This is a genomic window from Bradyrhizobium sp. USDA 3240, assembly GCF_054063295.1.
The window spans coordinates 1-23,378 of the sequence record NZ_JBSSGD010000003.1 but is presented as its reverse complement, the minus strand read 5'-3'; the positions used below and the strand labels follow the sequence as shown (position 1 = coordinate 23,378).

Below are 23,378 nucleotides of genomic sequence, written 5' to 3'. Positions count from 1 at the left end.
ACTTGGAGAGTTCCGTCAAACTAATTTTGAAAGCGTTAGCGGCCAGCTCCGCCTTCGCCCATAAGTACGAACGGCGCCCAAAAGTACGGGTGCATGTCTGCAGATGTGGCGCTTGCGCTATCGATCATAGAAAGCATCGCTTGTTGAAGCGCTGTCGCTCGACCGATTCCCGGATTGGAGGAAAGGAAGCGAAAGGTGACCGTTGTTATCTGAGCGGCCGCGCGTGAATTTACTTCCCATTGCGAAACCAGAATAGACCGCGCTCCAGCATAGATGAACGATGTAGCGAGCGAAGAGACGCCTAAGGAAACGTGTGCCTCATCCGGGACCGCGGTGTTGCAAGCGCTAAGTACAACGAAATCGGCGTTCAACCTTAGTCGGGATATGTCGGATGCTCGGAGCAGCCCATCATCATTTTCCGGAGACAGTGCCAATGCTGGCTCCGAAAGACCGCCGTTGCCCAGAATGCCGTGCGTGGCAAAGCTCACAATCTTGACGTCCGAGAGATCCGTCCCCGTCACTTTTGAGACCGTGGCTGCCGAGCCAAGGTGGACACTTGAGCCGACATCCGCCTGGACTTCCAAGGCTTCGGCCCGCAACTCGTCCGCGGTCTCGGGTAGTTGAGAGAAACTCTCCGTGCCAGCGTGGGTACGGAAATCGGGATCGCCAAAGCCCACGAATGGTTTTGCAGCACGCTGCGCATTGTAAAATTGCCGAAGAGCAACAAATGAGGAAGCGGCCAGTGACGTAGTCAGTGCATGGCGCCGCACAAGCCAATCTGCGGACTTATAGTCGGCGAGAGATGTGACTGGGCCTTTCGGCGGTGAACTGACTAGTACAGCCGGTGGCAAGCTTTGCAGCGCCCCATCCGCTATTAATATCAGGCTCCTGGCATCGCTTATCAAGCTATCGGCTGGGCCGAGCAGTTGGCTGTAGAGCCGATAGGCTAATTCGAGATCGAGAGGCGGTAGCTCTACAAACAGGTGGCCGTTCGGTGGATCAAGTGACTCACGCAAAGTTCTGACCGATTGGCTTACCTGATCGCGCGTGATGCTCGCAACGCGAAAGGCCGAACGGTCTTTCCGAACCACAAGAACAAAACTTTCATCTGATCCCAATACCCAGAGTACGAGCGCCTCATCGGCCCCGAGCCAGCTTTGGACCGTGGATACCGAGACTGCCTCCGGTATCACGAGCTCTGCGAAGCGCGGAAATTCCTTTCGTAAGCGAGAGTCGAGTTGGTCTAGCTGACTATCAAGGTTATCAATCTCGCGCTGAAATTGTTCGAAACTAATGCTGGACTGGCCGGGCTGCACCGCTGCTTTTAATCTTGCCGCGTCCTGTGAGCGCCACCGCGCAAGTAAATCTTCGCGCCTTCGTGCGATCTTGCTCAGTTCATCAGAACCCGCAGCCAGTCGCGCAGTGAAGCTGGAAACAGAGCTTGCGGGACTATTCGAGTTCACAAATTGAGCGATATAAAAAGCCTCCTTGGATATTGATTCCGATGATTGATCGCTTTGAGCTGCTTGCGCTGCAGCAAGGATCGACAAATGTAAGCGAAAAATTTCGGTATAATTTCGTCGTTCGTCGCTGTTTGATAGAGCAAGCAGCCTATCGGCTTTACGAAGACGAGATATCTCGAGTTCCGATGCGCATCGGATGAGAGTGAGTGCTGCAAGAGCCCGGTCAGATCGATAGCGGTTTCCAGCTAAATCTGTGACAGCTGTGATTACTTCAACATCATCAATGTTCGTCAAACTCGGAGCAAGATCGCTCTGTAAGTCTACGTTTTGAATCCCATGTGCTTCTAGCAGGATTCGGAGTGCTTGTTCATATAGTGGTCCAGATTTATCATATTGATGTTGTCGGTAGTAAAGCTTCGCGAGGTAACCGAGGGTTCGTGATCTTCGTCGATCATTAGTCGCTAGTACACTTTCATCTATCTCGGTCGCGCGCTTAAGAGAGGTCTCCGCTTCGCTGTATTTTTGTTCTTCGGCTAGCGTCGTTCCTAACAGACTTAGAACCTGTCCGAGCTGCAAAGAGTTGGCTCCAAAAGCGTTCTCATATATCTGAGCTGCTCTTCTTAGAAGAGACTCCGCTTCCGAATATTGGTGTTGGCCAGACAAGAGTGTACCAAGGTCTCTTAAACTCTCGCCAACTGCGGGGCTGTCGTTTGCAAGCCCCTTCTCTCGAAGCGCTAAGGCCCTTCTATAAAGCGATTGGGCTTCATCGAAGCGTCCCTCGCTATATATCGACCTCGCAAACCATTCGACACTGTCGGCGACTATTGGACTTTCCAGCCCATACGCTTTCTCGTTGATTTCAATCGATCGCCTTAGGTATTGTTCGGCGTCAGCGAAGCGGTTTTGGCCAAGAAGGAATTGTCCGAAAGCCAAGAGGCTTTGAGCTGTCAGGAAGCTGTCGGCGCCGAATGTTTTTTCGCGGATAGCAATTGATTCTTGGAAAAGCGGTTCAGCTTCTGCAAACTTTCCCTGGGCGTCGAGGGCAGACCCAAGATACAAGTCAGACTCGGCAACCATAGGGTTATCTGGACCGAGCGCCTTAGTCACGATCTCGATCGACCGCCGCAGGTATGGTTCGGATTCGTTGGTGCGATTCTGTCCGTTGAGTGCCAGACCGAGGCCAACGAGACTTTCGGCAACCGCCGGACTGTCGGACCCGAATACTCTTTCGCGTATGACGAGAGATCGACGGAAGAACGGCTCGGCATTGGAGAAGCGTCCTTGACCCATAACGGCGGTCCCGAGATATACAAGGCTCTCGGCAACCTGCGGGCTATCATTGCCGAACGCTTTCTCTTGAATCGAAACCGCTCGCCGCAAATATGATTCTGCCTCTACGGAGCGGCTCTGCTTGCTGATCGCCGCACCAAGCACGGCGAGACTTTCGGCGGCTGCGGGGCTATCTGGGCCGAATGCCTTTTCCCGGATAGCGAGAGATCGCCGGAAGAGCGGCTCGGCATCGGAGAAGCGGCCCTGCATAATGAGACCGCCCCCGAGGTATACAAGGCTCTCAGCAACAGGGGGACTTTCGAGGCCCAACGCCTTTTCCTGGATCCCGATTGCCCGCCGCAAATATGATTCTGCCTCTGGTGAGCGGTTCTGCCTATTGATCGCCACACCAAGCCCGGTGAGGCTTTCGGCGGCTGCGGGGCTGTCCGGGCCGAATGCCTTTTCCCGGATGGCGAGAGACCGGCGGAAAAGCGGCTCGGCGTCGGAGAAGCGGCCTTGCATAATGAGGGCGCTCCCGAGGTATACAAGGCTCTCAGCAACAGGGGGACTTTCGAGACCCACCGCCTTTTCCTGGATCGCGATCGCCCGCCGCAAATATGGTTCCGCCTCTACTGAGCGGTTCTGCCTATTGATCGCCACACCAAGCCCCGCGAGACTTTCGGCGGCTAGAGGGCTGTCCGGGCCGAACGCCTTTTCCCGGATAGCGAGAGCTCGGCGGAAGAACGGCTCGGCATCGGAGAAGCGGCCTTGCATAATGAGGGCGCCCCCAAGGTATGCCAGGCTTTCGGCGACGGCGGGATGTTCGGGACCTGATTTTCTCTCACGAATTGCGAGGGATCCCCGCAAATATGGTTCGGCTTCAGAGTAGCGGCCTTGGGCGCTTAGTGAGTATCCAATTCCGGCGAGGGAACTGTCGTCGGCGCCAAAGTCGAATGGCGAGCCTAACGTTTGTGCGTGGGGCGAGCTAGATGCCGCCGCAATTAAGATTATTAGCAAAACGAACGAATTAATGAGTTGCCTCAGCATCGCTGCCGCTCCGCTGAACCTTTGGTTGTGATTAGATATATCTATTCTTTAACCAGCTGTCATTCTAAGTCTTACTGCGGGTGCGAAGGCGCCACTAAGAATTTGGGCGTTTGATCCTAAGGCCTGCCCTTCTTCAACAGCCTGCCTCGGCACCATGCTCTGCAAAGCGCCTTTTGCACGACTTGACGAACCTCACGTGGAGTGCATTCGGAAGTCGGTTGGCTTTTTCTGGCCCGAGGCTAGTTGGAAGGTAGGAATCAGCGATGCGAAATGGCCGCTGGCGCCTAAAAGTGGGCCCAAGAGGATTCGAGCATAGATATCGCCGACGGAGAAGGCCTCGGCGAACCCCCGCGGAGCAACCCTCTCCCCTAGCGAGAGCACCTCAGCCGCAGCAGAGGAGCAAATTTTTTTCTAGATTCTCTCCCTCCACCGAGAAGTGCTTGGGGAAAGCCCTAGATCGGCAAGAGCACCGAGTCTTCCGACCGACCGAACCCAAGAGAGCCGCGTGTCAACCTGTCAACCGTGTCAACCCAGAATCTGAGATCTGCGGCTAGTGATACTTCGGGGCGCGCTTGTACCGTAGGGGGGAGGGGGCCGGGAAGGACCCACGCCCGATACCAAACCCCGATGGCCGGCGATGCCAGAACTGCGTTGGCATCGCAACAGCACAAAGCGTTACCATAGCCCCGATATACAAGGCGCGTGCACCTTTGGCTTCCGCGCTAAGCATCGGCGGGCGCCGCTACCAAATTAGGGAGTTCTCGGCACGAAGTCGCACCAAATTTGTTCCCGCATCGGTTGCGGCCCAGGTCGTTACGGCACCGTCTTCGATCATACCGGACGAAACTAGGCCATTTTCAAAGAGAGCGATCACGTCCGGATCGCTCCATTCGCCGACGCTGAGCGGAAATCGAAAGTTGGCCAAAGCGTCTAGCAAGATCCATTGCTTCGCATTCATTCTACGGGCAAAGCTGATCTGGCGCAGCGTCGTCGCAAGGCCGAGTTGATCAATCGCAAACTCTCGCACTGCTATTTTCCTTAGTGTGGGTGTGTCTCCACGGCACCACTAGGTCACCCCATGAGGGACGACTCTCTTTAGCGCGCGCGTATATGTTGAATCTTGTGGTGACTAACCAACGTTTCGCGCAGCAACCAGTCGCGCGGCATCAGCGTCGCGGCTGCGACTGCATTACAGAACTTCTCGACATCGGGGTGAGGGGCGTCATTGCGATCGCCACCCATGTTGCTGACGCCGCTTTGCCTTAACGCCAGGTGGCAGAATTCGTGTAGCAGTGTGAACACGCGGCCGTTGCCGCGATCTTTGCCGTTGATCAGGATCACCGGCATGGTCTGCTCGGCGAGGGCCGTGCCGCGCATTTCCTTGATCTTCAGCCGCGGCACGACGAAGACAAGGATGTCTTTGGCCTCCACAGCTATGCGCCAGTTATCGAAGGCCTTGCGACCAAATCGCTGTTGCTTGGCTTCGGTAACGCCCAGGTATTCGCGGATTTGCCCACCGAGCTGTTCGACATCTGTCTTCAGCGTTGCCTTCAGCTCGAACGGTTGCACCGGCAGGCTCAACTCGTCTCGCACGGTCATCGCAATTTCGCGGCGCTCTCGCGCCAAGCGGATCACGTAGTTGAGCTGCGGAGAGAATCCCTCGTCAACGCCAGGCAGGCGGCGGAAGTCCTGAATGGGCTGCCAGCCCTTGGGCGGCGTCTTGAGATAGAACAGGCTTACCGGGCGCTTGTAGAGGTCCGCAATGTCCAGGAGTTTGGCGAAGGTCGGCGCCTCGCCGCCCTGCTCAAACGCATTCAGTCGCTCCTCGTCGATGTGCAAACGGCGTGCAGCCTCGTCCGGGCTAAACCCGGCCTGCGCCCGGGCCCACGCAAGCATGGCCGGGTTGATCAGGGCCTTTACACTCTTCGCCATCGTCTTTGCTTCCCCGAGGAAGATTCTAACCTGACCGTCAAGCGGCAGGCACAACTTTCAGCAGCATGCGCCTAAAAAAACGTTCAGGCTGTGTGCATGCTGCCGCAGTTTGCCGTCCGTAGAATGCAAAGGGCCCCGATGTTCACCGGAGCCCTGTGCCGATCGAGCATTCCCGATCCCAACCTCAAGATAAGCCGTCAAGCTGGGAGGTCAATGGCGGATTCCGTTGTTCGATAGAAAACTGCAAGTATTATCAGCTTCTTAGCTGGAGTGGCGGGCAACTGTCGGCATTCTGCCGTGTTCGCCCAGAGATCGTCGGCTTATCGTTCGGGTCAAAGGAGACCGACATGAACACCCCCCTCATTGACCCGAAAATGCTTGGCTTCTGGGTCCGCTGCATCCGGGACGCCCAGCACCTGTCCCAGGAAGCCCTGGCCGCCAGCGCCTCCGTCGACATCAGGACGGTGCAGCGCTTCGAAGCAGGCAAGACCGTCAACATCACCTCGCGGCGCGCCCTGGCCAAGGCGCTGGGCTACGACAATCCCGATGTGTTCGACGATCCCAAGTTCGCTGAGGAGGTCCTGAAGTTCTTCGATGGACTGAAGGCCATTCAGCAGAAGAGTCTCGACGACCAGCGTCCTGACCGCGTGCGGGTCGAGGCCCAGTCGCTAGCCTCGGGAACCGAGGCGTTGCGGTTTGCCGACGCCGTCAACGCGATGTCGTTCGACATCGATGGGGGCCTGGCCGCCGCCACGTCGCGACGCTGATGAAGCGCATGGGGATCGAGGCGATCTATCGCCGTCCGAACACGAGCAAGCCCGCACCGGGCCACAAGATCTACCCGTACCTATTGCGCGGATTGAAGATCGAGCGGCCGAACCAGGTCTGGGCAATGGACATCAGCTACATTCCGATGCGACGTGGATTCGTTTACCTCGCGGCGGTCGTCGATGTGTTCAGCCGAAGGGTATTGGTCCATCGCGTATCGATCACGATGGAGACGATATTCTGCGTCGAAGCGCTCCAGGAGGCGTTGGCGAAGCACGGCAGGCCCGAGATCTTCTTCAACACGGATCAGGGTAGCCAGTTCACCAGCCTCGACTTCACCGGCGTGCTGCTGGACGCGAACATCGCCATCAGCATGGACGGCAAGGGTGCCTGGCGCGACGACGTGTTCGTCGAGCGGCTGTGGCGCACTGTCAAATACGAGGAAGTCTATCTGCGTGCTTACGACAGCGTGCTCGAGGCGCGAGCATCGATTTCCAAATATCTGGCGTTCTACAATCGAGGACGTCCTCACTCGAGCCTTGACGAACGCACGCCCGACGAGGCTTACTTCGGCGCGCAAACGATGGTGACGGCCGCATGATCGTCGCCAACGATTTTGCTGCGGCTCTGGTCGGGCTTGCGCCCTCCCGACGCCACAGCAAAATCGTAAAGCCCCGCGTTCAGCATAACCCGGCAGGAATCCACTTAATTTTCGCGGGGCGCTGTCCAAACAACCGGGACCAGCTCTGTTCACAAGTCATTCCCGAGCCTCGATGGTCTCGTTCTGGGGTTCATCAGTACCGTCTTCTTCTCCGCCGAGCAAATGGGCCGGCGCGGCTCTTCTCCAAGCCGATAGCCGTCACCGCGTGTGTTGATCAGCGACGATGGATGAAGCAGGCGATCAAGAACCCGGCCGAGCAGCTGCAGTAAGATGTCGAACGTCTGCGCGACATCTGCGGCCCGTCGACCCGGTTGATATTGTAAAGGGGGTCATCAGATTCTCCTCCGAGTCTGGCCAGATCAAGCCGGACCGGGGATTTCTAGATAGAGACGTTCTCATGGGCGGCAAGTCTGCCCGCGCCAGAGACGGAACGTTCAATAAGAGCGGGCGTATCCGCCCTTCCGCAATGGCAATGCGTCGACCGGCAGATCATGTTTGAGATACTGTCGAGCGCGATCAAGTGATCGCTACATTAGCAAATGTGTCGTTTTGTAGTCGCCGTCGGCAACCTGACGGAAGGATGCGTCCGCGACGCGCGTGTTAGGTGCGAGTCAAGTGACCGGTCCGGTGGCGCGGATCAGGCAGATCGGTGAGGTCGACCTCGACCGGAAAGTCCAATCGCCAATCCGGTCGCTCTAGCACTTTTGAGCGGACTTCACGATCCCCAGCCTCGAAGATACCGCAGCCTTCCAGATGTGGTCGTGAGAGCACGCTACTCAATCACTCGTTGACGCGCGCAGCAGTGCCTCAAGCCGACGCCGGCCTTCATTGATTGCCCCAGCCCAGTCACCTAGTCGCTCCTGCACGACGACTTCGAACGATGGGTACCACAGTGGCTTACCGTCTGCCTGAGCCCAATACCAGGGATAGCCGCGCGGCACGAAGACCACGCCGGGAACGCCGAGCGCTCCGGCGATATGGACGGCGAAGCTGTCGGGCCCGACCACGGCGTCGAGATTGACGATCGCTGCGATCAATTCGGCGGGACACTCGATATGCACACCAGCATCGATCGGAAGACTCCATCGCTTCATGTCGTGCCGTTGCGCCTCGGTCACCAAACTGACCAGCGTGACGCCGTGAGGGATCACGGCGGCGACCTGTTCCATCGATAGGCCGAGAGCCCCACTCTCCCACACGATGCCTACCAAAGGCCTTGCGAACACAGCCAAGGCATCACGCCATTTGGCAGATAGGTCGGCTTCAGGGCGTAGGTAGGGAATCCCATCGGCAATGTTGCTGGCATCGATCGGCAGAACGCGCAATAATGATTGCAGCGGCATAGCTGAGCGCTCGAGCGTCAGCTCGTCGGAAATGACCTGCTCAGCGAGACTGGTAAGAAGAGCTTGGTAACGTGGCTCCGCGACCACATGCACGTCCTGCTGGCTCGCCAGCCGACGCAAGAGACGAACGAGCGCCACGAATTCGAGGGCGCTCGTCGTCGGCGGTACGGCTATCCGCGTTACAGGCGCCGAGGCGATCGGCTCGGGCGTTGGGTAGCGACCGATCGTCAGTTCAAGCGTCGTCAGTAGAGCCTTCGCTGCTTCATTCTCAGGGCGCGTGTGCACGACGTGGCTAACAAGGTTGAGAGATTCATCAAAGCGGCCAACGAACTGCAGGACACGTGCTAGGGCAAGCGCGGCGGAAGGATCAGATTTGCGAGCGCGAACGAATTGCGTCAGTTGCGCAATGCCTCGGTCCACCTCACCCATGGCAATCGTAACGCGGGCCAAGATTTCGCGGGCGCCAACATGAGCCGGCGCATAGGCGAGCAACTTCTTGCAAGTGGCCTCTGCTTGCGGCCACAGCCCAGTTGCGGCGCGGCAATAAGCCAGATGCAGGAGCCTGGCTGTATCGAGAGGGGCACGCAAATGCGCGCGTTCGGCAAGGCTGAGCGCCTCGTCGAAGCGACCGCGTTCAAGCATGAGCACCGACAAGTTGCCGAGCGCATCGGGGTCGTCCGGAACAATCTCAAGCGCACGAAGCAGGACGGCCTCAGCCGACGAACTGTTGCCCAGGGCGAACTCGATGGCGCCGAGTTGGAGGAGGGCCCGCGCATTCCCAGGCTCGTGTATGACAACGATCTCCGTCATCGCGCGGGCTTCCGTAACCTTGCCGCAGCTCAGCAGGGCATGAGCGAGCGCGAGCTTGATCTCATCGTTGTGCGGGGCGAGAGCGGCTGCGCGTTCGAGGCAGACCATCGCCTCCTCAGTGCGTCCGAGCAATTCGTGGGCGATGCCGAGATTGGTGGTGAGGCCCGCGTGTTCGGGGTAGATGGTCGCCGCTTCCGCTAGCATCTCGAATGCGAACTCGGTCCGTCGCCGCGCAAGCGCCAAAGCCGCCCTTGCATTGAGTGTATCGGGATCGCCCGTGGCGACGACCCCCTCCAGCAGTGCCTCCGCTTCCTCGAGGCGGCCGGCCGCAATGAACTCTTGGGCCGTTCTAACCCGGTCTTGCCGGGTCGGAGCCGGCATGCCAGTGGACAGCATGCGCTATGCAACCGTGACGCGTTTGCCGTCGAGGCGGAGATCCTCGCTCACCGCGATGACTTTGCTGTGGGCCATCTCGGAAGCAATGCCGGTGACCCTAATGGCCTGGGTCTCGGTTTGCAATGAGTCGATCCGCTCGATCACCGCGACGCGCGCGACCGCTTTTATCGTAAGCGACTCGGCGCTTGCTTCCTGGATACGCGCCGAGCATCTGACGTGGTCCGCGATCAACGTGTAGAGCTTGCCGATCCAGGTGCCCTTGTCCGCAAGCACGGCAAACAGCTTGGTCTGCAGATCGATACTGTCGGCGCGCAAGGACAGGCGCTGGCGTGTGGCGAGAGTGATGGTTTCGCCCTCTATCGATATGTTGCGCCCTCCGGGTAGACCGACCACGCCACCATTGGAAGCCGTCCGCTCGAGTACGGTCACGACGAAGGCTTGCTCCCCGTCGGTGAAGAGCAGCACCATATCCTGTGGAATAGGCCGCACTAGGCAGCCAACAGCCACTGTCGCCGTGTGATGATCGCCGGCGATTTCAACCTCCGCCGCAGCGCCATCGTCGCTGACAGACACGATACGAGCTGTGTGATGTCCGGATTCAAGCACGCGCGCGGCCATCGCCAAGATGTCGGTGTTTGTGGCGCGGATCGTCATCGTCATTCCTGCTCTCCAGCCGGCTACAAGATCACTACCGAATTCTTTTGTATGACTTCCTTATCGCCGGTGCTCGAACTGATCTCTGCTGCTCGGTTCACAAGCTCGTACTGTTCCGTGCTTATCGTTCCCTGGCAAACGTCCTCATTCGTTACGGACACGCTGGTCTCGCAGGTCTTGACGTCGCGGCCGACTACCTTCAAGTCCTCAACGGGCGCGAGCTTGAAGTCACTGCTGCTGAGAATTTTGGTGTCGCTAACTGCCGACTTGAAGTCAAATCCGAGAATTAACTCGCGCGTATGGCCGCTCACAAGCTTAGTGTCGCTTCCGTAGACAAACTCGGCTTTGGCGCCGGTCGTGAGAGAGACCTGGCCGCCCAGACTGATTGAACAATCCCCGCCGGCCTTGATGGTCGTCACTGCTCCTAAGAAGACGCTTACGTTCAGTCCCATCGTCACCGTGGTAGCTACGCCGTTCATGCAGGTGTATCTCTTCCCCTGGTAGTATTCGTTGGTGTTGCCCATCACCCGCCTTTCCGAGTTGCCACCTGTCCTGTCGATTTTGTCGCCGTGGTTGATTAGCTTGACGCTGTTGGAGGCCGTCAGAATGACGTCCGCATGAGCACCATTAGCGCCAGCACTGATTGACACGCCATTCTCGGCGGCAATTTCATAGGTACCGTTCGCGACCCTATGTAGGGAGTTGCCGTTCGCGACCTCCGTGGTCTGCCCGCGACCGATTTTCAGCAACGCAGCGCCTTCGACATTTGCCTGACAGTCATGATTGGTGAAGGCAAGCAAGCCGGCGTTGTCGCTTTCGTGTGGACTTTCGCTAATGGTCGTCGTGAGACCGGTGACGAGCTTTGCTTCTTCGTCTGAGTAAGAGCCGAGGCGCAGATAAGTTGACTCGGTCAGGGGAGATGTCAGGGAGTCTGGAACGACTAGTCGCGTATAGGCATTTGGCATAGCGGGCTTTCCCAATCGTATGGCTGTCGGCACCTTAGCGCTGCGCCGTCAAGCGGGTTTGAGACGGCGATATCGAAAGTCCGAAGGCGTTCGGGTTGGAACCATTCTGCTTGGTCGGCATCCCCATTTTGGTTGCCGGTGACCCGCCGATTGACAAATTGTCCGATCCGGCCTTTGCGCGGCCCGGACCCATGACAAGGCCAGAGATGACGCCGAGGGCCACACCTGCGTTGTCACCCATTGATGTCGCGCGCTCGGTCGTCATGTTGTGTGCAGGCATACACATGATCAGGCACCGGGACTGCGTCGGAATAGCCGTTGTGTTCAGAGTGAGGTTTGGGTAGGGGGTAGGCACGACGGCGGGACCAGATGGCGTGTTGCAGACGTCAGGAAACGCGTGATCCGCCGCCGACATCGGGCCACTTGAATTGACAAAAGTCATATGTCTAACTTGCTCCGTTGAGAGGGATGACCCGGCTTGCATCGTAGAGTTCGGCGACGGCACGTTCCGGAACGGTTTGCAGGGTACCCGCGCGCCCGGTCGCGAACAGACTGCCTTTGGTCGACGCGCAGTGAAAGTCAGTGCGCAGAAATCGCGAGCCGGAAAAGTCGCCGCCATCAACCTTGGCGTGGTGCATCAGCGCGTAGGACATGTCGGCGCGGGCAAACACGGCAGACTTGGCCGATGCACGTGTGAAAACGGACGTCCCCAATTGTGCGCCCGAAAGATCGCAGCCGTCGAGGCGCGCCTCTTCGAAGATGCATTGCGTCAAATCGGCGTTGCGCAGCCTTGCTGCTCGGAGGTTAGCCCGCACAAACACTGTGTTCGGAGCGGTGGCACGGGAGAGATCAGCACCCGCGAGGCTCGCACCCGCCAATACCGAACCGGAGAGGTCGGCTCCGGACAGGTTTGTGCCGTTCAGATTAGCACCGCTCAGGTTCGCTCGCGCAAGCGTCAGCCCGGAGAGATCCCGCTCCGACAGGTCACATTCGGAGAAAAGAATCGTGTCGCAACGCAGTCCCGTGAGCTGCGCGCTACGCAAATCGGCCTGCGTTATGGCGACGTTCGTGAGCCTGGCATTGTCGAGCACGAGGCCGGCGAGCTCGCAATCCATGAGTGCGCTTTGAGATAGGGTGGCCCCGCACAACAGGGTATAGGCTAACGTACAGCGCATCGCTGTCGTCTGGCTGAACCGCGTCTCGGTGAAGTCGCTATGCCTGATATCCGACGACATCAACGTCGATTGGGTGAAGCGCGTCCGCCGCCAGTCGGAGCCGCCAGTGCGGCAACCCGCGAATATGCATCTTTCAAAGCAAGCGTCGGCGAAGGAAGCGCCGCTGAAGTCGCAAGCCTGAAACGTCATGCCAGTAAGGTGGGCACGCGTGAAGTGGCTGTTGCGAAAGGACGAGCTCAGCACAACGCCATCCGTCAGGCTCAGCCCGGATAGCGTCTGGCCATCTAGACTGGCTTCGCGTACGGGGACCTTATGGGCGATCGACTGCAATAAGAGATCAATTGACATTGCGCGTGACCATCAGGACGGTGCGGTCAATATTTGCGTTGCTCAAATCGGTCGCGACCAAGGACGCATCCATCAGGTCGGCGCCGTAGAGATTTGCATGGCGTAGGCTGGCGCCGGTGAGGGCGGTCTGATTGAGATGTGCCTCGAGAAGGTTGGCGGCATAGAAGTCGGCGCCCCGCAGATCGTTGCCGGTGAAGACCGCGCGTTTCAGCGATGTCATTCGGAAGGTAGCGCGCGCCAGCGTGGACTTGCCGAAGTAAACCCCGTTTAGTCGGGCCAGGGTGAAGTCGGCGCCGCTGAGGTTGGCCGCCTGAAAGGAGAGCGCCTCGGCACTGCTGCGGACGAAACGTGCGTCACGCAGGTCGATGTCGCCGATGAAACTGACTTCGTCAAATTGCGCGCTCGAGAGATCGAGTTGGCGCGCCGCCACCTTGAGAAAGCAGGTTTGCTCAAGTCGCGCGCCAACGAAGCTCGCACCAGATAACGATAAATCCATGAATTGTCCGCGCTCAAGGATGGCGTTCCCCCAAACGCTGTTATCGAGGGCGACTTTGATGAAGGTGCATTGTTGTATTTGCGCACGGCGGAAGGTTGCCCCGATCATTGGTACCCGCAAAACCTGGAGCTCGCCAAGGCGCGCTTGGTCGAAGCATGCGCCCACCATGCGCGCACCGAGAAGATTGGTGCGCACAAGTTGGCTGCCAGCGAAACGCGTTCCGCGGCAGTCGGCTTCACCGAGATTGGCTTCGGTAAGATCGGTCGCGCTTAAATCAGCATTGATGAGCGTCGCGCCGGTCAGTGCGGCCTTCATCAGGTTTGCGCCGGCCAGGTTGGTCCCGTTCAGCTTCGCACGTTCAAGGAAGGCGCCGGAGAAGTCCGCATTCGCGAATCTCCGCCAGGAGAGGTCGGCGCCGCCGAGATCCCGACCGGCAACCGTGCCACCGCGCTGGAACTCCGCTTCCACTATGTCGCCCAGCGCGCGTGCGACGGCTGGTGCCAGCGTCGTTTCAGGCCTGAGCGGCTTGGGTGACGCGAGCCTTGCCGCGGCCATGCCGGCTGCCAACTGTCCTTCCGCTTTGTCGATCGCGGTCCGCAGGACAGTCAATGCTTTCGCAGATTCGGTCTTCGCCGCGGCGATCCCTGCTTCGGGCTCATCAGCACTTGCCGTTGGATGTGGCGCACTCAAGGCCTCGAACAGCGCGCATTCGTCGGACGGTAACGCAGGAATGGCCCTTTTGAATGCCGCTTGAGCATCGGTGAGCGCCGTACGCGCTTGTTGGGCAGCGTTAGGCGGTGGATCGGAAGCTTCGATCTGCGCCAGTATCTCGCCAATGGTCAGGCGCGGCGGCGTCTCGGGTGTGACGCTCCGCCCTTCTTCCGGCAGAACCAGCGCGGAAATATCGGGAAGGGAAAAGGCGTTATCCGATATCGCGTTGCGTATCGATTCGAGCGGTCGTCCAGCTGCCAGGTTAAAGAAACGAGCATGTGCAAGTGCAAATTGTTTTTGCTCATCGAGCGGTTGCGGTGCCGCGCCGATTTCGCTACGCCAATTTTTCGCACGCGCGAGCTTGTCTTCGATATCGCCGATGAGGCCCGGATCAGTGTCGGGCAGCTCGTGGAGTGGCGGAGCTTGCTCAAAGCTTGCGTCCATCGACTGCACAGCGTCCGTGGAAGAGATCGCGGCAAGCAAGGCGTCGATATCGCTCGATGCGGCATTTCCACCGGCAATCCTTTCATAGGCGGCACGTATGGGTTGATATTGGGCGTCAAGCTTGTCGATATCGGATTCTGCCTTGGCCTGGACTGTCTCCAACGCGTCGAGGATCTCGGCCAAGTCGATCTCGCCGCTCTCGAGTTCCTCCGGCAACAATTCCGGAATGACTGATGGTTCGATCGGCGGTATCGTGATCGTCGGGCGCAGCGAAGGCGGAAGCTCAATGCGCGTGAACTCCTGATCGAGCGCCCAGCGCATCGATGCCTGCTGCCGTGCTGCGCGCTGTTCGGCCAAATGGCGACGCCGCGCTGCGCGGCGTGCGCGTTCGGCAGCCGACGTTTCGGGAGCAAGTTGGTGTTCCGAAAAGGCATAGCGTGCGGCGCTCGCCGGGTCGAGCCGCAGCTGCCGGACATTCAGATAATGGTCGAACGGCCGCGGACGCTCGCGTTGTTGCTCGTAAGCGACCATAATGTCGCCAACGTCGCTGCCGTCCAATTCCCGGACGGCAATCGCGGTGCGGTAGATCATGACGCCGCGGCGGGCTCCCGCGAACAGCCACAGGGTATCGATGCGTGTCTGCAGTTCCGTGACGCCACGTGTCGCATCGCTCCAGCCGATGAAGCAGCGCACCCGAAAGGTCGGCAGGTGGCCTTCGATCAATGGATGCGCGGCGCAGAAGTTCTGCAGCGCGTAAGGTTCTCCGCCGCTGATGAAGCCGCTCAGGCGCTGGTCTGGCGGAGCGAACAGAAAAAGCCGGGGATCAGCATCGCCTGCCAGAGCGGGGGCAACTGATTTCAGCCAGGCGCTGTCGTAGGTTCCAGCGTATTGTAGACGTTCCTTATCATCAAGCGCCATGGGCCCGAAGATTGCCGGCGGTGCGATCGTGTCGATGAACTGAATCGCATGCTCGGGGCGTTCGACGTTGGGCAGGGCGACCAGTTCGCCGGCCATGCTGCGGCGTAGCGCCTCATTGCCGGCACCCACCCGGTTCGCCGCATAGCTGGGCCCCCCAAAGGCGCGTTGCCGCGTTAGCGGCATTTGCTGGAACGATTGCGCGGTTGTCGGTCGCCAGCCGGAGCCGGTCATCTGCCAATTACGGTCACCAGTCACCAGAAGGTGTTTCTGGATTGGTCCGAGCGCCCAGCCCAACATCATGCGTTCGGTTGGCCGTCCCTCAGGCGCCGCCGCATGTCCGCCGATGAGTATCTCGGCTTGCGGTTTGGGCATGCCGATGTCGAGAGTGGTATCGGGCGAAAGCTCCTTCGCGGCCATAATCCAAAGCTCCTGCTCGCCTTGGAGACGGTGGGCGCCCGGGTCGGCGAGGTCGAACATCGCGAACACCGAAATGATGAGGCTGGCCCCGGGAGGGCGACGCTCGCATTTGGTCAACAGACTCAATGTGCGTGGCTTTACCAAAATGGGCATGAAACCTGCCGAGACAAACCTGCCGAGACGAATTCGCTTTTACCTATATCGCTCGAGCGTGACGGACCTTTGATCCCACCATGCGAGCGCGTCTCTGTGTCACATACCAAGTTAGGTAGGCAGCAATTCGGCTCGGCGTTACGTAAATGGTCGCTCCAACTCGCAGGCCGCTCGAGCGGCCTGATAGAAGACCACGGAGGGGGTGCGGCTCGCCGAAGAGTACAAGCGGCTCCGTCTGCAGAAATACCGGTGCTTCGTTGGCCTTGGGAAAGCTGGCCTCGCGAGACGAAGCTGTTGGTGCACTGGGCGCCGGAATGACCACACTTGTCTTGTAGGTCAGCGAGGGCCTGCGTGGCTCGCCGGTTATTCGAGGCGGGTCGCTGTGTTTAGTAACAGCCGACGAAGCGCGCGTGAAATCGTCCCAGTCCGGTCGGGTTTCAGGCCGCAACTCTTCGGCGATCAAGCGTGGCAAACTGATCGAACGTCCGGCTAAATGGCACATCGGACGGGAAAGGATGACTTGTGAATCTCGTCGTCGTGTCGAACCGTGTTGCCGGCAGCGACGTCGATGAACCCAAGACAGGCGGGCTTGAGGCGGCGCTGGTCCCCGTGGTGAAACAATCAGGCGCAGTTTGGGTAGGGCCCTCGCGCCCGCTGGAGGCTGATCCGTCTGTGATGGCGTTCGGCGAAGGCAAGCTCGTGAGGGTGCCTCTGCCTGCCGAGCAGTATCGCCGCCATTATGAGGGTTTTGCCAATTCGGAACTATGGCCGGCACTACATTCGCTAACAGACCGGATCTCGTCCTCGGAAGGCGATTATAGAAGCTACCGTAAAATCAACGCCCTTATGGCGGACGCGCTGCTCGACTATAGGGACCGGGACGCGTTCTGGGTGCATGATTATCATTTCCTCACGCTCGGCGCTGAGCTGCGTGATCGTGGTATAGACCGTCCGATCGGCTTCTTCCTGCACACGCCATGGCCGGCACCCAACGTGCAGTTGGTCCCGCATCATCGCGAATTGACCGAATTGATGCTTGCGTATGATTTGGTAGGCTTTCAGACCAACGAGGACAGGCAGAATTTCCTTGCCTGTGTCCGTACCGATCTCGGGCTCGCATCGAACGCAGACGGACTTGTGATCTCGCGCAATGGCGGTGCAACCCGGTGCCAAGTGTTTCCGATCGGCATAGATACGGACAAATTTGCACAATCCGCTGCAGACGCGGTTTCGAATGCCGATGTTTCGTCACTATTGGAAGGTCTCGATCGTGAGAAGCTTGCCGTCGGCGTCGACCGGCTCGACTACACCAAGGGGCTTGACAATCGCGTTCGGGCTTTCGATCGCCTTTTGAAAAAGGAGCCGCGCAGCGTCTCGCTTTTGCAGATCGCTACCTCCTCACGATCCAGCATCAAGAGCTACAGAGATTATCAGAGCGAGGTGGAGGCTCTTGTCGACGATGTCAACGCTCGTCATGGTGCGGCCGGCTGGAAGCCGATCCGTCACGAAACGAAGCCTCAGAGCCAGGCCGTGCTCGCGGGTCTCTACCGTGCAGCACGTGTCGGCGTGGTTACATCGTTGCGTGACGGGATGAATCTCGTGGCGAAAGAATATGTCGCCGCGCAAGACTGCAGCGATCCCGGCGTGCTGGTTTTGTCGAAATTTGCCGGCGCGGCCAAGGAACTCGACGCGGCGCTGCTCGTCGATCCCAACGACATCAATGACATAGCAGACAAGATTTCGGCCGCACTTTCGATGATGCCCGAAGAGCGCAGCTCTCGATGGAAACGGATGATGGCGAAGCTTCGAGCGTATCCCATCCAGAAATGGTCCGCGCACTTTATTGACGAGTTGGAGAAAGTTCGGACCGAAAAACTCGCGGGACAGAGCCCGAGGGATGTGGGGGAGCCTCGCGGCTCGAAAGGAAAGGTCGAGGGGAAATTGGTCGCCGGTGCGAGCCATTTGGACCTGCCGCGACATTTGTCACGTCCAGCGTTCGATGTGCGGGCTAGGAGAATAGATCATGACTTCACGCACATCGTAGGGTCGGGCTGGAATCACGGTCCCCAACCGGCTCCGGACGTCCTGCTCGGCGAGCTGAATAGAGTGGACGCCTTACCGAGGCCGTCCCGGCCGATGAGAAATTTCTACATCCACGGTCATCCCTACTTGGCGCAGTTTGCTGCAGGGATACGGGAGGTGACCCCTAACAATCCGTTGGGCGTCAACGTTATTCTCATACCTCGACTTAAGGGTGGCTGAACAGCGCGCTGGACTGCAAACCGCCCCTAAAGTTTTGAACAGCCATAGCTTTGAATACTCTTGCGGTCCGCTGATCGACCATATCTTCGGCCGAAAGGAATCACGTATGCCTTTTCGCGTGCATAATTTTCGTGCGAGGGTCGCCTATTCCATCGCGGTGACGAAATAGCTGTCGCGGGCCTTTAGTAGGGGAGTACAAGCGAACCCGCGGCAGCCGGATTGTTCTTTGCGCGCCCAAAGGCTTTGCCGCGCGCCGCGTGTGCACGGTGCAGTCCGCCCGAGGCAGGTCACAACGACAGAAGCCCAGCGATCCCTGTTTCTGTGCGACCTGGGTTCGGACCTTGGAGTTCCATTCTCCCCCTTCGCGTCAGGCACACGCGCATTCTGGTGGAAAGCGTCACAGACCAGTTCCCGTCGCGCGGTTACCCGACGATGCGCAGGCAGTCTGCTTGATCAATCAGTCGGCGGACATCGCGCCGCCCGATACGCGCTGTCATTGAGTGCCCTGTTAGCCGACGTTTTGCGCATCTAGGTCAACTACCAACCTTGGCAATTGATGAAGATGCCAGCGGACTTGATGATGTGCTAAACTGTCGGCTGCACGTGATCTCTTACATGGAATGCATACACGCGCTTCGCGCTCTCCTGCGCCGCCGCAGCTCACTGTCGTCGCTGCCCCTTCCGTCAGAATGACGACGGCAGTGACGATCCACCTCCGAGACGAGCGTACCCCGATTGAAGCGCTCGGACGCGCGCAGCAATCATATCGGAACGGAAAGACAATGCGCCATGGCTCGCGAGGACATCGCTGCGTGGTGAATGCAAGCAAGGCGACGAATTTCGTCAGGATCGATGTAGCATGCTTTCTCTGCTTTTCGCCGTCATCTCACTGCTTTATTCGACCGTTGGACAGGCGGGCGGTACTGCGTTTCTCGCGCTGATGGCTTTAGCCGGTCTGCCGCCGGCAGAAATGCGCCCGACGTCGCTAGCGCTCAATATTGTGGTCGCAACTTATTCGACATGGGTCTTCAACCGCAACAAAGTCATTGACTGGACAATGCTGGGTCCGCTTCTGCTTTCATCGATGCCGACGGCGCTCGCCGGTGGCCTCATCGCGCTCGGGGAGCACATTTACCAGCCGCTGACCGGGGTCGTTCTTCTTCTGGCAGGTGCCGTGACGATCGTGCGACGCGGACGCGCCGCCGATCGGGTTCGCAAAACTCCGCTCTGTGGAGCCGTGAGCATTGGAGCGGTCATCGGCCTGGTTTCTGGTCTGACCGGCGTGGGCGGCGGAGCGTTCCTGGCCCCGACACTCATCGCACTGAATTGGGCGTCACCCAAGCAGACTGCCGGGTTGTCGGCTCCCTTTATCCTGGCGAACTCCACCGTGGGGTTGGCCGGAGTTCTCTTCGTTGGTCAATCTCCGTCCTTGCATTTGGATCTTTATGCAATCGCCGCCCTGGCGGGCGCCATCGCTGGAACGGCAATCGGCCTAAAGTGGTTAGGTCAGACAGCCATCAGGTTCATTCTCGCGGCGCTTCTGCTCGCTGCCGGCATCCAGTTGACTTTCGTTTGAGGTCTCATGCCGCTGGTGGGGACATGAAGCTTGCCGACGTGCCCTAGGTGTTTAGTCCCGGCATTTGCTGGAGCGGATTGAGGGTGAATCGTTCGGGCTCTTTTGTCCGGGCTTTGCAGATGTATTCGTAGGGCGTGAGGCCCTTCAGGGTCTCAGCCGCCGAGCGTAGTTGTAAGCGTTAATGAAGTCGGCAAGGTGTGCTTCGAGCTGATTGTGTCGGTCGTAATGATAGCGTTGGACGGTCGCTTCCTTGATCGTGCGGTTCATGCGCTCGACCTGCCCATTAGTCCAGGGATGCTTGATCTTGGTCAGCCGATGTTCGATGCCATTCTCTTGGCAGCGCATATCGAACATATGTGTCACGTATCTTGCCGTCGGGCCGCGTAGGAGCTATCGCTGAAAGTTGGTGACGGCGGGAATCGGGAAGGCGGCATATCGTGGGGGTGCTTGACGCCTCCACTTCTCCACCGAAGGAGCGATATGCCGTGTCCAAAGATAACATCATCAAGTTGATTCAGCCAGGAAACGTCGACGATCAACTCACCGAAATCTTGCGCAATGGGGCGCGTGCTCTGTTGGCCCAGGCGGTCGAGGCCGAGGTCGCGGACTTTCTCGGCAAGCATGCCGATTTGAAGACTGCGGACGGCCACCAGCGCTCGTGCGCCACGGTCACCTGCCGGAACGCGAGGTGATGACCGGTATCGGTCCGGTCGGCGTCCGCCAGCCGCGTGTACGCGATCGCGAGGCGGAGGCTACCGATCCCGACCGCATCCGGTTCTCTCCGTCGATCCTGCCGCCCTACATGCGCCGCTCGAAATCGATCTGAGACGCTGCTACCGATCCTTTACCTGAAGGGTATCTCCACCGGCGACTTCTCCGAGGCTCTGGCGGCGCTGCTCGGCAAGGATGCTGCCGGGTTGTCGGCATCGGCCGTCTGAAAGGACGGTTGGCTTGACGAACACACCGCGTGGCAGAGGCGCGATCTGTCGGCGAAGCGCTACGTCTACATCTGGGCCGATGGCATCCATCTCCAAGCACGCCTCGAAGACGAAAAGCAGCGCATCCTGGTGCTGATCGGCGCGACGCCGGAGGGCCGCAAGGAACTGGTCGGCTTCACCGATGGCGCCCGCGAGAGCGCGCAGGACTGGTCCAGCTCTCCTGCAACGCGCGTTTGGCTTTAGGCTGCTGGCTCTTCGGCAACTTGGCGATCACGTTGGCGGTCTTGTGTACCCAGCAGCGCTGCTCGCGCGTTTTCGGCCAGACCTCGCCGGCGGCCTTCCAGAACCCGAGCGCGCCGTCGGCGATGGTGAGCCGCGGCGGCACGCCGAGTCCGCGCCGCTTCAGGTCGAGCAGCAGATCGCGCGAAACCAAGGCCGCCGCCGAGCTGGCGTTCGACGCCTTCATCGAGAGCTATACGCCCAAATACGAGAAGGCGGCCGACTGCCTGAGCAAGGATCGGGACACGCTACTGGCGTTCTACGACTTCCCGGCCGAACACTGGAAATACCTGCGGACCACCAATCCCATTGAAAGCACCTTCGCTACCGTGCGCCACCGCACGATCCGATCAAAGGGCTGCCTGTCCAACAGAACGGCGCTCGCGATGGTCTTCAAACTGCTTGAGGCCGCGCAGAAAAGCCGGCGTCGTCTCGATGGCCACAACCAGTTGCCAAAACTCGTTCTCGGTGTGACATTCAACGACGGGATCGAGGTCATCGCCAAACCGACTGACCGTCAGCCCATAACCGCCGCCGCCTGACCGGCCGCGCCGTCACCAAAATTTGGCGATAGCTCCGATTTCGTCGTCGCTGACGCAGTGCGCGCCTGAATGCTCGACCTGTGTGTATGAGCGCCACTGCGGCGCGGACCCCGTCTATCATCACGCAACGCAGGTGACGCCTTGGGAATCAAGCCTTTGTCGGCATTTTGCGTTCGGCAAAAAGGCATCATGGGCCTGCTGCTGGACATTCTGGAGAACTCTCCGGAAGATGCTGCCATCCTGCGACGATGGGCCGCCGTATGACTCTTCCTCTCTATGGCACAGCCTTGCAGAGCGCTGGATTTTCCCCGGACAAGGCCCGATCGGTCCTCAGGCTCCGGTCGGTCGACAGTGCCGCTGGACGTCACGTGGCTGATTTCGCGATCGCCAGAACGCCAGACGACATCCGGCGCGCGATGGAAGTCAATTGGCCGTCCATCCTTGTCGTATCCGACGGCTCAATCGATCTGCGCGGCACGTTCACAGGACAGCTCGTCGCCGTCCCCCCGAAATATAACTATCTTGCGGACGGCGATGTGATCGGCTTCGATCACGCGTCCAGGAAATTCCGCACGCTGTATCGCCGGAATTCGGCGCACAACTCGTTTCTGGTCACGGAACGGTGCAACAATTATTGCCTGATGTGTTCGCAATCGCCGAACGATGTTGATAACCGGTGGATCCTCGGCGAAATCAAAGAAAGCCTGCCGCTCATCGATCCGTCGACCCGCGCGCTGACGTTTACCGGCGGAGAGACCCTATCGGATTGGGAAGACTTCATCGTCGTCCTGAAGGAGTGCCGCGATCTGCTGCCGGCATCTGGTGAGCGACGTCAGGACCGAATGCGCGCGACCCACATGACCGCGATGAATAGGCTGAGCTGACCCGCGACGTCGATCTTCGTGCAAAAGTTCGGACATCCGAGTCTTGAACCGGGCACAGCTGAAGCCCCTAAAGCGCCTCGCCTCGACCACAAATCCCGACCAGCTGCCGTTACGATCCAGGCACAGTTGAGTTTGAGCTGAGCATGGGCTTATCGTTTGCCCTATTGGGCTGATCCGCCGTTCGACTTTCCGGCATCTCCGCCGGTGCTCGCGCGGTTCTCGCGCTTACGAATGAACGTCTCATATCCCTCGGGATTAACCTCCTTCAGGCGATCTAGCGCGCGCTCAGCTTCCAGATCGGCGGCCTGGCTATGACGCTGTTTGATCTCGTTTACTTTTGCTTCCATCCCTGCGAGCTGCCCCATTGCTGTTGTTACATTCTCGGATGCGATCTTGAGCTTCGCGCCTGGTCGTGTTTCCTCAATGCCTACGAGCATCGCCCTAAGCTCTTTAACGGCATTGGAAAGAATGACCAGCTGTTCAGCTAAGCCAATCTCAGCGCTTACGTCATTATCGACTTGCCGGTGAAAATTCGGTGCGATGTCCTGCACCACCGACCCGCTGAGTGGCGCGAAAAACGGAAAACTCAACCAAGAGAACCAATTAGGGTTTGACATTGATATCCTCTCGGCGATCGTGGTGTTCTTCCTCAGCATATTTTCCAGCAATTGGCGTGCCAATCGGCCTTGGTTAAACGAGCCTCACAACCGTTAATTGTTGGCGCTGCGCAACGGCGCGCGTCGCCTCGGCGCACTACCAGCGCGGCTGCGCAACGCGCCGCCTCCGGGCTGGCGTATCCTTGCAGGCGTTGCCTCGAGGGTCGACGTCGCGTCTCGCGTCGCAAGCGCACAGGCAGGAAGCTTCAGTGCTTCGCATCACGCAAAGTCACTCGCACGTAGGCCTGCTCGTTGCAGATTGATTGCGCGC

Annotated in this window: 14 protein-coding genes and 6 pseudogenes; 8 read left to right on the top strand and 12 right to left on the bottom strand. The window is 59.0% G+C overall.

What is annotated here, in order from left to right; genetic code table 11:
* Window positions 1–35: 35 nt before the first annotated feature.
* The 3 genes from ACVIGA_RS42680 to ACVIGA_RS42670 form a co-directional block, all read right to left on the bottom strand.
* Window positions 36–3,779 carry a CHAT domain-containing protein gene (locus tag ACVIGA_RS42680; RefSeq protein WP_456671033.1) on the bottom strand — a complete coding sequence of 1,248 codons (3,744 nt, stop codon included), beginning with the start codon at window positions 3,777–3,779 and terminating at the stop codon, window positions 36–38.
* Between the two features lie 742 nt (window positions 3,780–4,521).
* Complete coding sequence (locus ACVIGA_RS42675) at window positions 4,522–4,806, bottom strand: hypothetical protein (protein WP_456671032.1); 285 nt, start codon at window positions 4,804–4,806, stop codon at window positions 4,522–4,524.
* 68 nt (window positions 4,807–4,874) lie between these two features.
* Window positions 4,875–5,711, bottom strand: coding sequence for an ImmA/IrrE family metallo-endopeptidase (locus ACVIGA_RS42670; RefSeq protein ID WP_456671031.1), 837 nt, complete (start codon window positions 5,709–5,711; stop codon window positions 4,875–4,877).
* 347 nt (window positions 5,712–6,058) lie between these two features.
* On the opposite strand from ACVIGA_RS42670, the gene ACVIGA_RS42665 reads away from it, so the two are divergent.
* The 3 genes and pseudogenes from ACVIGA_RS42665 (at window position 6,059) to ACVIGA_RS42655 (ending at window position 7,409) form a co-directional block, all read left to right on the top strand.
* Window positions 6,059–6,478 carry a helix-turn-helix domain-containing protein gene (locus tag ACVIGA_RS42665; RefSeq protein ID WP_456671030.1) on the top strand — a complete coding sequence of 140 codons (420 nt, stop codon included), beginning with the start codon at window positions 6,059–6,061 and terminating at the stop codon, window positions 6,476–6,478.
* A pseudogene (locus ACVIGA_RS42660) lies at window positions 6,454–7,080 on the top strand (IS3 family transposase); the annotation flags it as partial. The gene ACVIGA_RS42665 and the pseudogene ACVIGA_RS42660, both read left to right, overlap by 25 nt.
* Window positions 7,077–7,409 carry a hypothetical protein gene (locus tag ACVIGA_RS42655; protein WP_456671029.1) on the top strand — a complete coding sequence of 111 codons (333 nt, stop codon included), beginning with the start codon at window positions 7,077–7,079 and terminating at the stop codon, window positions 7,407–7,409. The pseudogene ACVIGA_RS42660 and the gene ACVIGA_RS42655, both read left to right, overlap by 4 nt.
* A 507-nt stretch (window positions 7,410–7,916) precedes the next feature.
* On the opposite strand, the gene ACVIGA_RS42650 is transcribed toward ACVIGA_RS42655, so the two are convergent.
* From ACVIGA_RS42650 to ACVIGA_RS42625, 6 genes are read right to left on the bottom strand one after another with little or no spacing between them, the layout of a single operon-like run.
* Window positions 7,917–9,689, bottom strand: a complete 1,773-nt coding sequence (locus tag ACVIGA_RS42650) for a tetratricopeptide repeat protein (RefSeq protein WP_166217360.1) — start codon at window positions 9,687–9,689, stop codon at window positions 7,917–7,919.
* Window positions 9,690–9,692: 3 nt separating this feature from the next.
* Window positions 9,693–10,349, bottom strand: a complete 657-nt coding sequence (locus ACVIGA_RS42645) for a DUF3540 domain-containing protein (RefSeq protein WP_456671028.1) — start codon at window positions 10,347–10,349, stop codon at window positions 9,693–9,695.
* 17 nt (window positions 10,350–10,366) lie between these two features.
* A complete protein-coding gene (locus tag ACVIGA_RS42640; RefSeq protein ID WP_456671027.1) occupies window positions 10,367–11,308 on the bottom strand; it encodes a hypothetical protein in 942 nt (313 codons plus the stop codon).
* Window positions 11,309–11,342: 34 nt separating this feature from the next.
* On the bottom strand, window positions 11,343–11,723 hold the full coding sequence (locus tag ACVIGA_RS42635; protein ID WP_224497216.1) for a DUF4150 domain-containing protein: 381 nt from the start codon (window positions 11,721–11,723) through the stop codon (window positions 11,343–11,345).
* Window positions 11,724–11,754: 31 nt separating this feature from the next.
* A complete protein-coding gene (locus tag ACVIGA_RS42630) occupies window positions 11,755–12,831 on the bottom strand; it encodes a pentapeptide repeat-containing protein (protein WP_456671026.1) in 1,077 nt (358 codons plus the stop codon).
* On the bottom strand, window positions 12,821–15,970 hold the full coding sequence (locus ACVIGA_RS42625) for a DUF2169 family type VI secretion system accessory protein (protein ID WP_456671025.1): 3,150 nt from the start codon (window positions 15,968–15,970) through the stop codon (window positions 12,821–12,823). Before ACVIGA_RS42625 ends, ACVIGA_RS42630 begins: the two co-directional genes overlap by 11 nt.
* A 522-nt stretch (window positions 15,971–16,492) precedes the next feature.
* Between ACVIGA_RS42625 and ACVIGA_RS42620 the strand changes: the two are divergent.
* Window positions 16,493–17,866 (top strand): annotated as a pseudogene (locus ACVIGA_RS42620) (alpha,alpha-trehalose-phosphate synthase (UDP-forming)); the annotation flags it as partial.
* A gap of 1,225 nt (window positions 17,867–19,091) precedes the next feature.
* Window positions 19,092–19,808, top strand: a complete 717-nt coding sequence (locus ACVIGA_RS42615; RefSeq protein ID WP_166217339.1) for a sulfite exporter TauE/SafE family protein — start codon at window positions 19,092–19,094, stop codon at window positions 19,806–19,808.
* A 43-nt stretch (window positions 19,809–19,851) separates the two neighbouring features.
* Here the strand turns inward: ACVIGA_RS42615 and ACVIGA_RS42610 are convergent.
* Window positions 19,852–20,165 (bottom strand): annotated as a pseudogene (locus tag ACVIGA_RS42610) (integrase core domain-containing protein); the annotation flags it as partial.
* Window positions 20,166–20,293: 128 nt separating this feature from the next.
* Here ACVIGA_RS42610 and ACVIGA_RS42605 point away from each other — a divergent pair.
* Window positions 20,294–20,965 (top strand): annotated as a pseudogene (locus ACVIGA_RS42605) (transposase); the annotation flags it as partial.
* 52 nt (window positions 20,966–21,017) lie between these two features.
* Here the strand turns inward: ACVIGA_RS42605 and ACVIGA_RS42600 are convergent.
* A pseudogene (locus ACVIGA_RS42600) lies at window positions 21,018–21,212 on the bottom strand (transposase); the annotation flags it as partial.
* On the opposite strand from ACVIGA_RS42600, the pseudogene ACVIGA_RS42595 reads away from it, so the two are divergent.
* Window positions 21,169–21,567 (top strand): annotated as a pseudogene (locus tag ACVIGA_RS42595) (transposase); the annotation flags it as partial. The pseudogenes ACVIGA_RS42600 and ACVIGA_RS42595 overlap by 44 nt on opposite strands.
* A gap of 368 nt (window positions 21,568–21,935) precedes the next feature.
* Window positions 21,936–22,451, top strand: coding sequence for a hypothetical protein (locus ACVIGA_RS42590; RefSeq protein WP_456671024.1), 516 nt, complete (start codon window positions 21,936–21,938; stop codon window positions 22,449–22,451).
* Between the two features lie 161 nt (window positions 22,452–22,612).
* Here the strand turns inward: ACVIGA_RS42590 and ACVIGA_RS42585 are convergent, their stop codons facing one another.
* Entirely contained in the window at window positions 22,613–23,131 is a 519-nt protein-coding gene (locus ACVIGA_RS42585; protein WP_456671023.1) for a hypothetical protein, read from the bottom strand.
* Between the last annotated feature and the right edge of the window lie 247 nt (window positions 23,132–23,378).